Origin of the sequence: Streptomyces sp. NPDC013457 (genome assembly GCF_043089925.1) — a bacterium.
In the GTDB taxonomy this organism is placed as follows: Bacteria; Actinomycetota; Actinomycetes; order Streptomycetales; family Streptomycetaceae; genus Streptomyces.
The window spans coordinates 1-15429 of the sequence record NZ_JBICBL010000005.1; the positions used below are offsets into that span (position 1 = coordinate 1).

The window sequence follows — 15429 nt, forward strand, 5'->3', positions numbered from 1 at the left end:
TTCTTCATCGCGGGCGTGGCGTTCTACCTCATGTACCGCTTCCGCCCGAACCTGATGCTCTTCGGCGTCGTCGCGGTCTCCTACTGCGCCTCGCTTGCACCCACCATCGACCGGTTCAAGCAGATCAGCATCCTCGAGGACCGGCCGGCCTGGCCCGTGCTCGTGCTGCTCGCGGTCTTCTTCGGACTGATGGCGCTCGTCGCCACGGGCAGGCTCTCCGGCATGCGGTGGAAGTGGCTGCCGATCGCGGGGGCGCTGACCTACCCGCTCTATCTGCTGCACGAGTTCATCGGCTGGGAGTTCTTCAAGTACTTCAGCCACGTCACGCCGCAGATCTCGCCGTGGACGCTGGTCACAGCCGTCTTCCTCGGCATGCTGGTGCTGTCGTACCTGGTGCACCGCCTGGTCGAGCAGCCGGTCGGCCGGTACCTGAAGCGCAATCTCGCCCGTATCTGACCCACCACGCGCAGAGCCCCCGCCCGGCAGTGCCGGACGGGGGCTCTTTTCGGCCATCGAGGCCGGCCGGACGGAGTCGAGTCGGACGGAGTCGAGTCGCACGGCGTGGGGCCGGACGGCGTCGGCTCAGACGGCGTCGCCCGGCTTCGGGAGCGGCTTGCCGTACCAGAGCTCGATCAGGCGGGAGGCGATCGAGATGCCGTACGGGGGCAGCACCTCGCCCGACTCGAAGCCGGCGGCCAGCTCCTCGCGCGAGAACCAGCGGGCCTCGTGGATCTCCTCGCCGTCCACGTGTATCTCCGAGGACGTGGCGTGCGCGAGGAAGCCCAGCATCAGGCTCGACGGGAAGGGCCAGGGCTGGCTGGCGACGTACTCGACCTCGCCGACCGTGACGCCCGCCTCCTCGAAGACCTCGCGCACGACCGACTGCTCGATCGACTCGCCGGGCTCGACGAAGCCCGCGAGGGTCGAGAAGCGGCCCTCCGGCCAGTGGACCTGGCGGCCCAGGAGGATGCGGTCCTCGGCGTCCGTGACGGCCATGATGACCGCCGGGTCGGTCCGCGGGTAGTGCTCCGCGCCGCAGGCCTGGCAGCGGCGGATGTGCCCGGCGGCCGCGATCACCGTGCGCTCGCCGCAGCGCGAGCAGAAGCGGTGGAGCCGCTGCCAGTTCTCCAGGGCGACGGCGTGGACCATCAGGCCCGCGTCCCGCGGCGAGAGCAGCAGGCCCGCCTCGCGCAGCCCCGCCGGCCGGGCCGACTGGTCCATGCGGCCGGGCAGGGCGTCCTTCTGGAGGGCGAAGTAGGAGACACCGTCGGCGTCCGTGCCCAGGAAGTAGCGGTGGGTCTCGGTGACGGGTGCCTCGAAGGCCGGGGTCATGACGAGTTCGGTGCGGCCGTCGGGGGTGTCGTCGATCAGCACCTGGCCCCCGGAGACCACGAAGACGCGGGTCGTGGGGTGGCTCCAGGCAGCCGCCAGCCACGCCTCGTCGAGACGGTGGTGGGCGGCGCGGTCGATACCGCTCGGGGCGGTGAGCGAGATCGGCCGGTCCGCGAACTGGCTGTTCAAGGTGGACACAGGTACTTCCAACTCCCCCGGGTCGTTGTGTGGGTTCATCGCGCGGCGGTGGGCAGGGCGGCGGGCAGGTCGCCCCACAGGTGTGCGGCGGTCTCGACGCCCTTCAGGAGGAGATCGAGCTCGATCTTCTCGTTTGGCGCGTGCCAGCCGTCGGACGGAACGGAGATGCCGAGGAACAGCACCGGCGCGCCCAGGACGTCCTGGAGGTCGGCGGCCGGGCCCGAGCCGCCCTCGCGGGTGTAGCGGATCTTGGCGCCGTCGAAGGCGCGGCTCATCGCTCCCGCGACGGCCTTGAGGGCCGGGTGGTCCAGCGGCGTGAGGCAGGGCCGGGTGGGGGCGCCGAAGACGATCTCGTACCGGATCCCGGCGGGTACGCGGGCGGCGAGCCACTCCCGTACGGCGAGCTCGATCTTCTCCGGGTCCTGGCCGGCGACCAGCCGGAAGGAGAGCTTCAGCTGGGCGGAGGCAGGAACGATCGTCTTGCCGCCGGGACCCTGGTAGCCGCCGCCGATGCCGTTGACCTCGGCGGTCGGGCGGGCCCAGACGCGCTCCAGGGTGGAGAAGCCGGCCTCGCCGAGGGTGCCGTGGGACTTGGCCGTGGTCAGCCAGGCGGCCTCGTCGAAGGGCAGCTCCGCGATCAGGGCCCGCTCGGCGTCGGAGAGCTCGGTGACGCCCTCGTAGAAGCCGGGGATGGCGACGTGCTCGTCCTCGTCGTGCAGGGCGGCCACCAGGCGACCGGCGACGGTGGCCGGGTTGGGCACGGCGCCGCCGAAGGAACCGGAGTGGATGTCCTGGTCGGGGCCGTACAGCTCGATCTCGCAGTCCGCGACGCCCCGCATGCCGGTGCAGACGGTCGGGGTGTCCTCGGACCACATCCCGGTGTCGGAGACGATCACGGCGTCGGCGGCGAGCCGGTCCGCGCGGGCCTCGACGAGGGCACGGAAGTGCGGGGAGCCGGACTCCTCCTCGCCCTCGACGATCAGCTTGAGGTTGACGGCGGGCGCGGTGCGGCCCGTCGCGGCGAGGTGGGCGCGGACCCCGAGCGTGTGGAAGAAGACCTGGCCCTTGTCGTCCGCGGCGCCGCGCGCGTACATCCGGCCGTCGGTGACGTGCGGCTCGAAGGGGTCGGTGTGCCAGCCGTCCTCGCGGGCGGCGGGCTGGACGTCGTGGTGACCGTAGACGAGGACGGTCGGGGCGTCCGGGTCGCCGGAGGGCCACTCGGCGAAGACGGCCGGCGCTCCGGCCGTCTCCCAGACCTCGACCGTGGTGAAACCGGTGCCGGTCAGCTTGTCCGCGAGCCACCGCGCACTGCGCCGGACGTCCTCGGCGTGGGCGGGCTGAGCCGACACCGAGGGGATGCGCAGCCAGTCCATGAGATCGCCGAGGAAGGCGGCACGGTGCTGCTCGATGTACGTGCGCACAGCCTGGGTACGTACGGTCTGGACGGCGCTGTCCGGGGTCTCGCTCATGCTCCTGAGCCTATCCGGCGTCCGGGGCCGGTCTGTCCGGGGTCGGTCCGCCCAGCAGCGTCGCCTCCAGCTCGGCCCGTCCGGGAAGCGCCCGGGGGCGGACGACCGCGCCCGTGCGTACATAGACGAAGGCGGCGGCGACGTCGTCGGGGTCGAGGCCGTGCTGTTCGGCCCAGGCGAGGCGGTAGATCGCCAACTGGAGCGGGTCGGCGGTGCGGAGATGGCTCGTCTTCCAGTCGACGATCTCGTACGCGCCGGTGTCCGGGTCGCGGTACACGGCGTCGATCCTGCCCCGGACGACCCGGCCCGCGAGGGTGAGGTGGACGGGGACCTCGACGCGGTACGGGGTGCGGTGGGCGTACGGGGTGAGGGCGAAGGCCTCCTTGAGCGCGTCGAGGTCCCGCTCGTCGGCGATCTCCGGTTCGCCGGCGAACTCCTCGCCGCCGGGGAGCTCGTCCGGGCCGAGCATGGGGAGCGGAAGCTCCTCGAACCGCGACTCCACCCACGCGTGGAACCGCGTCCCGCGCCGGGCGGCGGGCTGCGGCGGCCGGGGCATGGGCCGGGCCAGCTCCTGCGCGAAGCCGTCGGGGTCGGCGGCCATGCGGAGGACCTGGGAGGCGGACAGGTAGGCGGGGAGCAGGACGTCACGTGTGGTGGCGCGGGAGCGGCGGAGTTCTGTGGTGAGGGCGGACAGGTCGCGGTCCCAGGAGGCGATCGTTCTGGCCTCCTCGGGGGTGGCGACGGCCTCCGGCGCCCGGGGCGCGGGGATCTCGTCGGCGACGGAGGGCGCGTCGTCCCGGAGGAGCTCATCGTCCCGGAGGAACTCGTCGTCCCAGCGAGGCTCGTCGTCCCAGACGGGCTCCGCCTCGGGCCAGAGGTCCTCGGGGCCCTGGGGGTCCTGGGGGTCCTGGGGCTCCCGGGGGTCCTCGGGGTCCTGGGGTGCGGGCTCCTGGGCGGGCAGCGCGTTCGTGGCTGCCCACAACTGGGACCGGACCCGCTCCGCCGCCTTGCGGCGTCGGGCGAACGACTCCGGGTCCAGGGGCAGGGGCCAGGCCTCGTCGGGGCGGTTCTCGGCGAGGGCCGGGTTCTCCGCGTCCTTCTCCGGCTCGTCGGCCCACGCCTCGATCTCGCCGAAGCCCGCCGCGCAGTGGTCGTACAGGGCGTGGAGGAAGTCCGAGGGGCCGCGCGGCTTCTTCTGGGCCGGACCCCACCAGTGGGCGGAGCCGAGGAGGAGGGAGCGGGGGCGGGTGAAGGTGACGTAGCCGAGGCGGAGCTCCTCGGTGTGCTGGTGGTCGCGCATCGCCTCCTTGAAGCCCTTCAGGGCGGCGGCGTCCCAGCCGTCGATCCGCGGCAGGGTCGGGGCGTCGCCGCGCAACGCGTGCGGGAGCACCTGAGGCTGGGAGGTCCACGACTCGCGGGCCCTGGTGCTCGGGAACTGGGCGGAGACCAGGCCGGGCACCGCCACGACGTCCCACTCCAGGCCCTTGGACTTGTGCGCCGTGAGGACCTTGACCGTGTTCTCGCCGCCCGGGAGCGCGTTGTCGAGGCCCTTCTCGTACTGCGCGGCCGTGCGCAGGAAACCGAGGAAGGCCAGCAGCGTCGCCTCGCCGTCGAGGGAGGCGAAGCCGGCGGCGATGTCGAGGAAGTTGGACAGGGTCTCGCGGCGCCGGGCGGCGAGCGCGTGCGGGGAGGCGGAGAGTTCGACCTCCAGGCCTGTGGTGGCGAGGACCCGGTGGAGGACGTCCATGAGCGGGTCGGCGAGCGAGGAGCGCAGGCTGCGCAGCTCGGCGGCGAGCCGGGCGAAGCGGACCCGGGCCTCGGCCGAGAACGGCAGGCCGTCGTCCTCTCCCCCGGAGTCGAGGAAGGTGTCGAGGGCGTCGGCGAGCGAGACGACCTCGGCCGGGTCGACACCCTCGACCGCCGCGGCGAGCCGCGCGTCGGCGTCGGCGTCGTCCCCGCCCCGCTCCCGGTGGACGAGCACGCGGGCGCGGCGGCCGAGGAGGGCCAGGTCGCGGGGGCCGATGCGCCAGCGGGGGCCGGTCAGGAGGCGGACCAGGGAGGCGTTGGCCCCGGGGTCCTGGAGGACCTCGCAGACGGCGACCAGGTCGGCGACCTCGGGGAGGTGGAGCAGCCCGGAGAGGCCGACGACCTCGACCGGTACGTCACGGGCGACCAGCGCGGCCTGGATGGCGGGGAAGTCGGTCGCCGTCCGGCACAGGACGGCGATCTCGCCGGGCTCCCTGCCCGCACGGACCAGGTGGGCGAGGGAGTCCGCGAGCCAGTCGATCTCCTCGGCGTGCGTGCGCAGAAGGGCGATCCGCACCGAGCCGTCGCGCTCCGCGCCGGGCGCCGGGCGCAGCGCCTCCACGCCCTCGTGCATCGCGCGCAGGGGCTCGGCCAGGCCGTTGGCGAGGTCGAGGAGGCGGCCGCCGCTGCGCCGGTTCTCCGAGAGCGCGTAGCGGGTGGCGGGGCTGCCGTCCGCGTAGGAGAAGTGGGCGGGGAAGTCGTCCAGGTTGGCCACGGAGGCGCCACGCCAGCCGTAGATCGCCTGGCAGGGGTCGCCGACCGCGGTGACGGCGTGGCCCGTGCCTCCGCCGAACAGGCCGGAGAGCAGGAGCCGCTGGGCGACGGACGTGTCCTGGTACTCGTCGAGCAGCACCACCCGGAACTCGTCGCGCAGGAGGGCGCCGACCTCGGCGCGCGTGGTGGCGAGTTCGGCGGAGAGGGCGATCTGGTCGCCGAAGTCGAGGAGGTCGCGCGAGCGCTTGGCGGCGCGGTAGCGGACGACGAGGTCGAGCAGCTCGCGGCGAGCGGCGGCCGTCTCGGGAACCTTGCGCAGGTCGGCGTTGGTCAGTCTGGCGCGGGAGAGCGCGTCCAGGAGCTCGGAGTCGTACGCCGTCAGCTCCTCGGGGCGTACGAGGTGTTCGGCGAGCTCGGCGTCGAGGGCGAGGAGGTCGCCGACGAGGGTGGGGAAGGACTTGGTGAGCGCGGGGTAGGGCCCGGGCGCCTCTCGGAGCACGCGCGCGGCGAGCTGGTAGCGGGTGGCGTCGGCGAGGAGGCGGGAGGTGGGCTCCAGGCCGATGCGCAGGCCGTGGTCGGTCAGGAGCTGCCCGGCGAAGGCGTGGTACGTGGAGATGCGGGGCTCGCCGGGGGCATCGTCCAGGTCGTACGCGTCGGGGTCCGTGACGCCGGCGCGGACGAGGGCGGTGCGGACGCGCTCGGCGAGTTCGCCCGCGGCCTTGTTGGTGAACGTCAGGCCGAGGACCTGTTCGGGCGCGACCTGGCCCGTGCCGACCAGCCAGACCACCCGGGCGGCCATCACCGTCGTCTTGCCGGAGCCGGCTCCGGCCACGATGACCTGCGGCGCGGGCGGCGCGATGATGCAGGCCGTCTGCTCCGGGGTGAACGGGATGCCGAGGAGCTCCTTGAGCTGCTCGGGGTCGGTGATGCGTGCGGTCACCCCAGAGAGGCTAACCGGCACCACCGACAGCACCGACCGCCACGTGCGGCGGGGGCGCCGGGGGCCGCCGGCCGGACGCGGCGGTCGGGGGCCGCCGTCGGGCAGCCGGGGGCCGCCGTCCGGCCCGCCAGGGGGCGCCCGGGCGCCGTCCGGGCGCCGGAGAGCCGCCGGGGGCCCGCCGTGGGCCGCCGCCCGGCCCGCCCGAGGGTCGCGCGGGAAGCGCCGTCCGGCCGCCGGGGAATCGCCATGGGCCGCTGGGGAATCGCCATGGGCCGCCGCGGGCGCCGGAGAGCCGCCGGGGGCCCGCCCGAGGGCCGCCCGGGAGGCGCCGTCCGGGCGTCGGAGGGTCGCGCGGGAAGCACCGTCCGGCCACCGGGGAGCCGCCGTGGGCCCGCCGCCGGCCCGCCGGGGGCGCCTGGGCGCCGTCCGGCCGCCGGAGAGCCGCCGTCCGGCCCGCCCGAGGGCGCCCGGGAGGCACCGCCCGGCCGCCGGGGAGCCGCCGTCCGCTCGCCGGGGAACCGCCGTGGGCCGCCGTCGGGCCGCCGGGGGCCGCCGGGAGGAACCGTCCGGCACGCCGGGGGCCTGGGAGTCTCCGGGGGCGCCGTCCGGGCGCCGGGAGCCCCACGAGGGGGCGCCCGCTCAGGCGCTCGTGCTCTGGTCCAGCTTGGCGATGTCCACCGTCTCGTCCGCCGGCGGTACCACGACCTTGACGGGCTTGTCGTAGTCGGAGAGGACGAGCGTGCTCGGCTCCTCGCCGCCCTTTTTGACGATCTTGAGGATGTAGGGCTTGCCCTCCTGCGCGACGGAGACCGTCGTCGTCTCGCCGCCCGGCCCTCTCTTCACCAGGGTGGCGACGGGGGTCCCCTCGACCTCGGCGTCCGGCCCCCGGGTCATGCCCTTGCGGTCGTCCCTGTCGTCGCCGAGGTCACCCAGCACGGCGTCCAGGTCGCAGATCCCGCTCACATCGCTGCCGCCGGGCTGGCCTGGCGTGAGTTTCAGCCAGCGCCCCTGGACGAGCTGGATCGTCGCGTCGATCTGGGGCGGCGGCACGCCCTGGGAGGACATGGAGACCCGCCAGAACTTCGCGTCGCCCTTCAGATACGTGATCCGGTCGGCCTGGCGCAGTTCGCCGGTGCCGCCGTCCACCTTCATCAGCCCCGTGCAGTCGTTCTGGTCGTCTAGGGCGATGTCGAGGTCCAGGGGCTGCCCCTCGGACACGACCCGCCCGGCCATGCGCAGGGAGGTCGCGGACTGGGTGGCCTGGACGGCCCGGTCGGCGATCGCGTCGGGCGTGAGGTTCTCGAAGGGGTCGGGGGTGGGGGCGAGGGAGGGCGCCGTGACCGGCGGCGGCGCTGCCTGTGCCCAGGCGGCGGGGCCGGCGAACCCGGCCGTCGCGACCGCCGCAGCCGTGCAGACGGCGGCCGCCGCGGTACGGGCCCTGTGGTGGGTGGACGGCGCCATGCGAGCCTCCTCGCGGATTCCCCGTTCACCCACCAGGGTGAGCCCCGCCGCGTGTGCCCGCGACTTCGCCGGTGCGGGCGCTTCGGCTCCCACGGGGCGGGCGCGCCCCCGTGCGGGCGCTGCCGCTCTCATGGGGGCGGGCGCTACTCGACGATGTGGCGGCCCTCCGGCTGGGCGCTGCACGCGGACCGGAACGTGCAGTGGGTGCAGTGCTGGCCGGTGGTGGGGGTGAAGCGCTCGTCGAGTACACGGCCTGCCGCGGTGGCCAGGAGGTCGCCGACCCACTCCCCCGCCAGGGGCTCCTGCGCCTGGACCTTCGGGAGCGTCTCCCCGCCCTCCTTCTTGGGAGCGGGCTGGCGGAGCTGGACGAGTTCGGCGCCGCCGGGCTCGGGCCGGTGGCCGTCGAAGACCTCGTCCAGGGCTCCTTCGCGTACCGCGAGCTGGTAGACGGCGAGCTGCGGGTGGTGCGCCACCTCGTCCCTGGTGGGCGCGGACTTGCCGGTCTTGAAGTCGACGACGTAGGCGCGGCCGTGCTCGTCGGTCTCCACGCGGTCCATGGAGCCCCGGATCCGGACCTCGTACGCACCGGCTTCGAGCGTCACGTCGAAGTCGTGCTCGGTGGCGGCGGGTGTGCGGCCGCCACGGTCCATGACGTGCCAGCGCAGGAAGCGTTCGAGCGCCACGCGCGCGTGCTCCTTCTCCTGCCCGGACTTCCAGGGCGCGTCGAAGGCGAGCGCGTCCCAGACCGAGTCGAGCCGCGCCATGAGGACGTCGAGGTCGGCGGGGGTACGGCCGGAGGCGACCTCGTCGGCGAGGACGTGGACGACGTTGCCGAAGCCCTGGGCGGCCGTCGCCGGGGCGTCGGCCTTGACCTCACGGCCGAGGAACCACTGGAGGGCGCAGGTGTTGGCGAGCTGGTCGAGCGCCGAGCCGGAGAGGGCGACGGGGTGGTCCCGGTCGCGCAGCGGAACCCGGCTGCGGGTGGGCTCGAACAGGCCCCACCAGCGGTCCGGGTGGGCGGCCGGGACCAGCGGCTGGCCCTCGTCGTCGGTGAGCGCGGCCAGCTGCGCGAGGCGCTGTGCGGCGGCGGCGCGGAGCGCTTCGGAGGCGGCCGGGTCGACGGTGGTGGCACGCAGTTCGGCGACGAGCGCGGCCACCGCGAGGGGGCGGCGGGGGCGGCCGGCGACGTCCTTGGGTGCGGCGCCGAGTTCGGTGAGGAACCGGGAGGGCTGGTCGCCGTCGTCGGCGGGGGCCTTGACCGCGGTGACGACGAGCCGGTCGCGGGCGCGGGTGGCGGCGACGTAGAAGAGGCGGCGCTCCTCGGCGAGGAGGGCGCCGGGGCTGAGGGGCTCGGCGAGGCCGTCACGGCCGATGCGGTCCGCCTCCAGGAGCGAACCGCGCCGCCGCAGGTCGGGCCAGAGTCCCTCCTGGACACCGGCGACGACGACGAGGCCCCATTCGAGGCCCTTGGAGCGGTGGGCGGTCATCAGGCGGACGGCGTCGGGGCGGGACTGCCGCTTGGAGAGGGTGTCGGCGGCGATGTCCTGGGAGTCGAGCTCTTCGAGGAAGTTCAGGGCGCCGCGGCCGCCGACGCGGTCCTCGGCGCGGGCGGCGGTCTCGAAGAGCGCGCAGACGGCGTCGAGGTCGCGGTCGGCGTTGCGGCCGGCGGCGCCGCCGCGGAGTGCTGCGCGCTCCAGGCGGCCGGCCCACGGGGTGCCGTTCCAGAGCAGCCAGAGCGCCTCTTCGGCGGTGCCGCCGGCGGCGAGACGGCGACGGGCCTGCCGGAGCAGCTCCCCGAGCCGCCTGGCGCCGCGGGCGTACGACTGGTCGTGCGCGACGAGCCGCTCGGGCTCGGCGAGCGCGCGGGCGAGCAGGACGTCGGAGGGCGGCGGCACCTTGTTGCCCCCGGCCCGCTCCTCGTCCCGCAGGGCGCGCCCGAGCCGCCGCAGATCGGCGGGATCCATCCCGCCGAGCGGCGAAGCGAGCAGTGCCACCGCGACGTCGACCCCGAGCCACCCGCCATCGCCGGTGCCCGCGCCGGACGCACGGGCGTCGAGCGGCTCCGCACCGGTCCGGCCGGTCCCGGCGGGACCGTCGGCACCGACCGGGTCGGCGCCGACGGTGTCCGTGCCGGCCCCGTCCGAACCGGACCGGTCCGCGCCGGCGGCGACCGTGCCCAGTCCGTCCGCGCCGAGCTCGCCCGCGCCGGACGCATCCGGGCCGAGCGCGTCGGATTCGGGCCGCTCGGCACCGACAGGGTCCGCCCCACGTCCGTCCACGCCGGGCCGGTCCGTACCGGGCCCGTCCGTGCCGGGCCGGTCCATGCCGGGCCGGTCCGTACCGGGCCGGTCCGTACCCGGCCCGTCCGTGTCGGGCCCGGCCACGCCGGAGGCATCCGGCTCCTGGAGCCGCCCCTCGGCGTCCGACGGGGTCGCCGCCGCGCGGAGGGCGAGGAGGAGGGGGGCCACCGCCGGTTCGTGGCGGAGGGGGGTGTCCGCGGTGTCGGTCTCCAGGGGGACGCCCGCCGAGGTGAGGGCGCGTCGCAAGGCGGGGACGGAGGCCGTCGCCCGCACCAGGACAGCCATCTCGTGCCAGGGGACGCCGTCCTCCAGGTGCGCGCGGCGCAGGAGGTCGGCGATGTTGTCGGACTCCGCGGAGGCCGTGGGGTACGTGAAGACCTCCACCCGGCCTCCGCCGCGCACCGCCCCCAGGTCGCGGTGGGCACGCACCGCGTCCGCGGGCAGCCGTGTCAGCGGCATCCGCCGCGTCAGCTCGCGCGTCGCGCCGAGCAGGTTCTCTCCCGAGCGCCTGGACCGCGTCAGGACCCGGACCTTCGCCGGCCGGCCGTCCGCGCCCGGGAACGTGTCGGGGAATTCCAGGATGCCGTTCACGTCGGCACCCCGGAACGCGTAGATCGACTGGTCGGGGTCGCCGAAGGCGACCACCGTCCTTCCGCCGCCCGCCAGCGCCCTCAGCAGCCGCACCTGCGCCGGGTCCGTGTCCTGGTACTCGTCGACGAAGACCGCGTCGTAGCCGGGCAGCGTCGTCCGCTCCGACAGCAGCACCGCCCGGTGCACCAGCTCCGTGTAGTCGAGCACCCCCTGGAGGTCCAGGACGTCCAGGTACTCCGCCAGGAAGCCCGCCGCCGCCTTCCAGTCGGGCCGCCCCACCCGCTGCGCGAACTCCGCCAGCGCCCGCGGCCCGAGCCCCAGCTCCCGGGAGCGCGCGAGGACCGCCCGTACCTCGTCGGCGAAGCCGCGCGTGGTCAGGCAGGCGCGCAGCTCGTCGGGCCAGCGGATCCCCGCGAGGCCCGACTTCTCCAGGTCGAGCTGGCCCGCCAGCAGCTCTCGTACGAAGAGGTCCTGCTCGGGGCCCGACAGCAGCCGCAGCGGCTCGGCGAAGAGCTCGGCGTCCTGGTGCGCGCGGATCAGGGCGTAGCAGTACGAGTGGAAGGTGGTCGCCTGCGGCGGCCGCACGCCGCCCGCCCGTCTCCCACTGCCGCTGTCGCCATCGCCGTCGCCGTCCCCGGAACCGTCGCCGGAGACCGGCGCGCGCCCGCCGCCTCCGATGCGCGTCGCCATCCGGTCCCGCAGCTCCACCGCCGCCTTGCGGCTGAAGGTGAGGACGAGGATCCGCTCCGGGTCCGTGCCCTTCTCGATCCGGGCGGCGACCGCCTCCACCAGCGTCGTCGTCTTTCCGGTGCCAGGTCCGGCCAGCACCAGAAGCGGGCCGCCCGCGTGGTCAACCACTTCCCGCTGCGCTGCGTCAAGGACAGGGGGATCCACCCGCTCCGGGGCGGTACGCACCAGTCGGTACGCGCCCGTGGTCCGCCCCTGGTACGGCGTACGCCGGGTGGTGGAGGAGGAACTCACGTGGATCGACCGGTCCTGAGCGAAGTGTGTGTGGAGAGGCGGAGAGGTGTACGGGGCGAACGACGACGTTACGGGATACGGAGGGGGCCCGTGCCGTACTCCGTACGGGCCTCCGTACCGTCATCGGGCCGCCCGGCCCGTCCGGTCAGCGGTGGAGCTGTCACGTGTGAGTTCCCGCACGCGGCTCCGCGTCCCCGCCGCACACCTCGTCCCCGCCGCACGCCTTGTCCCCGCCGCCGCCCGCGTCGTGCGCACCGCCCGTGCCGTCCCAGCGCGCCCGCCGCATGTCGAGCTTGGGCACGTGCCCCTCGGCGGAGCGGCCGGCCTCGCGCAGGGGGGTGCCCTCGTCCCGGTAGTGACCGAGGGCGCGCAGCTCGTGGCCCGGCAGCAGCGTGCCGTCCGCGCGCACCACGCGCCACCACGGCACCGCCCCGCCGTAGAGGCCCATCACCCGGCCGACCTGGCGCGGCCCGCCCTCACCCAGCCATTCGGCCACGTCGCCGTAGGTCATCACCCGGCCGGAGGGGATCAGCTCCGCGACCTCGAGGACCCGCTCCGCGTACTCCGGAATCTCCTCCACGCTCATCCGCCCCATCCTGCCTCACCGCACCGACAGTGCCCCGTTGCCTCCGGAGACCGCCGCTTCATGCCACCATCGTCCGGGCGGTGACTGGTGATACGAGATCAAGAGCGACAAGACGAACAAGAAGAACAAGAATTCGTACAAGCCGACGAACGCGCGGTACGTACGACACGGGCAGAGACGGACATGGTGATGGGGCACGACGCTCAGCCTCCTGAGGAGGAGGCGCGCCCCGGCATGCCCGCCCACGGCACGCCCACCTCCGGGAGCGCCCCCGGGAGCGCCCCGGAAAGCGCCCCCGAGACCGTCCCCGGCGGCCGTCGGGGTCACGGGCACAGGCTCGTCCACGGCCGCGGACACGCGCACGGTCCGTCCCCCGAGCTCCTTCCCGACACCGTCACCGAGGGCGAGCCCAGCGAGCGCGTCTCCCAGGACGAGCCCCTGCTCGCCGCCCGGGTGCACCGCCCCTCCGACCTGATGCGGCTGCTCATCGGTGTCGTCGCGATCGCGCTGGTCATCGCCATCGCCGCCTTCGCCCACGGCACGACCTCCGGCCTGGAGGAGGACATCAACAAGGGCGCCGGCGGCGCCCCCGACGTCTTCGTCAAGATCGCCGGACTGGTCTCCAGCATCGCCGTGCTCCTCGTGCCGGTCGCCTTCGCCATCGAGCGGCTGATCAAACGGGACGGGCTGCGGATCGCCGACGGCGTCCTCGCCGCCGTCCTCGCCCACGGAGTCACCCTCGCCACCGACCTCTGGGTCGCCAAGGCCGCGCCTGGCACCATCCAGGACGCGCTGACCCAGCCCGCGACCGGGGGCGGGCTCACCGACCCGGTGCACAACTACCTGGCGCCGGTCATCGCGTACATGACGGCCGTCGGCATGGCCAGGCGCCCGCGCTGGCGGGTGAGCCTCTGGGCGGTGCTGCTGCTCGACGCGTTCACGATGCTGGTCGCCGGGTACACCACCGCGTTCTCGATCATCCTGACCGTGCTGATCGGCTGGACCGTCGCGTACGGAACGCTGTACGCGGTCGGCTCCCCGAACGTCCGGCCCACCGGTCAGACCCTCCTCGCCGGTCTGCGCCGGGTCGGCTTCCGGCCGGTCACGGCGCTGCGCGCCGAGGGCGCGGGCGTGCCCGACGCCGCCGACAGCGGGGACCGGGGCCGCCGGTACATCGTCACGCTGGAGGAGGGGCCGCCGCTCGATGTCACGGTGGTGGACCGCGAGCAGCAGGCGCACGGCTTCTTCTACCGGGCTTGGCGACGGCTGACCCTGCGGGCGATCACCACCCGCCGCTCGATCGTCTCGCTGCGCCAGGCGCTGGAGCAGGAGGCACTGCTCGCGTACGCGGCGATCGCCGCCGGAGCCAACGCGCCCAAGCTGATCGCCACCTCCGAACTCGGTCCGGACGCCGTGATGCTCGTCTACGAGCACCTGGGCGGCCGGACCCTGGACTCCGTGGAGGACGACGAGATCACCGACGAGCTGGTGCGCAGTGCCTGGCGCCAGGTCCGCGCGCTGCAGTCGCGCCGGATCGCGCACCGCAGGCTCGCCGGGGACGCGATTCTGGTGGATCGTTCCGGCAAGGTGATCCTGACCGATCTGCGGGGTGGCGAGATCGCCGCCGGCGACCTGATCCTGCGGATGGACATCGCGCAGCTTCTCACCACTCTCGGTCTGCGGGTGGGCGCCGAGCGCGCGGTCGCCGGAGCCGTGGAGATCCTCGGCCCGGACGCCATCGCCGACTGCCTGCCCCTCCTCCAGCCGATCGCGCTGAGCCGCTCCACGCGAGCGACGCTCAGACGGCTGGCGCGGGAGCGGTCGCAGCGGGAGCGCGAGGCCGTACTCGCGGCCTCGGAGGCGGCGAAGCGGGCCCGGGTGGAGGCCGCGGCGGCCGCGCCGGAGGCCGCGACCGCCACCGAGCTCAAGGCGGAGCGCAAGTCCGACCGGAAGCTGGAGAAGGCGGAGAAGCAGGCCGAGAAGAGGGCCATCGACGAGGCGCTCGACGACGCCCGCGAGGAGGACCTGCTGGCGCAGATCCGCCGCCAGGTGCTGCTGATCCGTCCGCAGGCTCCGGTCGAACCGGTCAGGCTGGAGCGGATCAAGCCGCGGACCCTGATCAGTCTCATCGCCGGCGCCGTCGCCGCGTACTTCCTGCTCTCGCAGATCGCCCGGACCCCGCTGTCGACGATCAGCTCCGCCGACTGGCGGTGGGTGGCGGCCGCGGTGCTGTTCTCCGCGCTGAGCTACATCGCCGCCGCGATGAGCCTGCTCGGCTTCGTACCGGAGCGGGTCGGGTTCTGGCGGACGGTGATCGCGCAGGTGGCCGGGTCGTTCGTGAAGATCGTCGCTCCGGCGGCGGTCGGCGGTGTCGCACTGAACACGCGGTTCCTCCAGCGTTCGGGTGTGCGACCGGGACTCGCGGTGGCGAGCGTCGGCGCGTCGCAGCTCTTCGGGCTCGGGGCGCACATCCTGCTGCTGCTCGCGTTCGGCTATCTGACGGGTACGGAGAAGTCGCAGTCGTTCACCCCGTCGCGGACGGTCATCGCGGGGCTGTTGACGGTGGCGGTGCTGGTGCTCGTGGTGACCGCGATCCCGTTCATGCGGAAGTTCGTCTCGACGCGGCTGCGGTCGCTGTTCGCGGGTGTCGTGCCGCGCATGCTGGACGTCCTCCAGCGGCCGATGAAGCTGCTGACGGGCATCGGCGGGATGCTGCTCCTGACCGGTGTGTTCGTGCTCTGTCTCGACGCGTCCATCCGGGCCTTCGGGCACGACAGCCAGGGGCTGAGCTACGCGAGCGTGGCGGTCGTCTTCCTGGCCGGCAACGCGCTCGGCTCGGCGGCTCCCACGCCGGGCGGTGTGGGTGCGGTCGAGGGTGCGCTGACGTTCGGTCTGGTCGCGGTCGGCCTCCCGCTGGAGGTCGCGACTCCGGCGGTGCTGCTGTACCGGCTCCTGACGCTCTGGCTGCCGGTGCTGCCGGGGTGGCTGTGCTTCAACTGGCTGACGAAGCGGGGTGCGCTCTAGCCTCCGGCCCGGGCCCTCGGCGGTCAC

At 74.4% G+C, this 15429-nt stretch carries 8 protein-coding genes; 2 read left to right on the forward strand and 6 right to left on the reverse strand.

Translation table 11 applies throughout. The annotated features are described in order from the left end of the window. The coding region (locus ACF1G2_RS14505; RefSeq protein ID WP_391798583.1) for an acyltransferase family protein at positions 1–456 on the forward strand (456 nt) is incomplete at its 5' end. A gap of 126 nt (positions 457–582) precedes the next feature. Here the strand turns inward: ACF1G2_RS14505 and nudC are convergent. From nudC to ACF1G2_RS14535, 6 genes are all read right to left on the reverse strand, one after another. Next, positions 583–1530, reverse strand: a complete 948-nt coding sequence (gene nudC / locus ACF1G2_RS14510; RefSeq protein ID WP_391798584.1) for an NAD(+) diphosphatase — start codon at positions 1528–1530, stop codon at positions 583–585. 35 nt (positions 1531–1565) lie between these two features. Further along, positions 1566–2999 carry a dipeptidase gene (locus tag ACF1G2_RS14515; RefSeq protein WP_391798585.1) on the reverse strand — a complete coding sequence of 478 codons (1434 nt, stop codon included), beginning with the start codon at positions 2997–2999 and terminating at the stop codon, positions 1566–1568. A gap of 10 nt (positions 3000–3009) precedes the next feature. After that, positions 3010–6459 carry a UvrD-helicase domain-containing protein gene (locus tag ACF1G2_RS14520; RefSeq protein ID WP_391798586.1) on the reverse strand — a complete coding sequence of 1150 codons (3450 nt, stop codon included), beginning with the start codon at positions 6457–6459 and terminating at the stop codon, positions 3010–3012. A gap of 639 nt (positions 6460–7098) precedes the next feature. Then, entirely contained in the window at positions 7099–7920 is an 822-nt protein-coding gene (locus tag ACF1G2_RS14525; RefSeq protein ID WP_391798587.1) for a hypothetical protein, read from the reverse strand. Between the two features lie 143 nt (positions 7921–8063). Beyond that, on the reverse strand, positions 8064–11792 hold the full coding sequence (locus ACF1G2_RS14530) for a UvrD-helicase domain-containing protein (protein WP_391798588.1): 3729 nt from the start codon (positions 11790–11792) through the stop codon (positions 8064–8066). A 160-nt stretch (positions 11793–11952) separates the two neighbouring features. Continuing rightward, positions 11953–12387 (reverse strand): MGMT family protein, encoded by a 435-nt coding sequence (locus tag ACF1G2_RS14535; protein ID WP_391798589.1) that lies wholly within the window; start codon positions 12385–12387, stop codon positions 11953–11955. 174 nt (positions 12388–12561) lie between these two features. Here ACF1G2_RS14535 and ACF1G2_RS14540 point away from each other — a divergent pair, with 174 nt between their 5' ends. Next, complete coding sequence (locus ACF1G2_RS14540) at positions 12562–15402, forward strand: lysylphosphatidylglycerol synthase domain-containing protein (RefSeq protein ID WP_391798590.1); 2841 nt, start codon at positions 12562–12564, stop codon at positions 15400–15402. The last annotated feature ends 27 nt before the right edge of the window (positions 15403–15429 follow it).

Excerpts from the sequence above, each read along its gene's own strand:
- ACF1G2_RS14540 (WP_391798590.1), top strand. The coding sequence starts at position 12,562 with ATGGTGATGGGGCACGACGCTCAGCCTCCTGAGGAGGAGGCGCGCCCC.
- ACF1G2_RS14535 (WP_391798589.1), bottom strand. The coding sequence starts at position 12,387 with ATGGGGCGGATGAGCGTGGAGGAGATTCCGGAGTACGCGGAGCGGGTC.
- ACF1G2_RS14525 (WP_391798587.1), bottom strand. The coding sequence starts at position 7,920 with ATGGCGCCGTCCACCCACCACAGGGCCCGTACCGCGGCGGCCGCCGTC.
- ACF1G2_RS14515 (WP_391798585.1), bottom strand. The coding sequence starts at position 2,999 with ATGAGCGAGACCCCGGACAGCGCCGTCCAGACCGTACGTACCCAGGCT.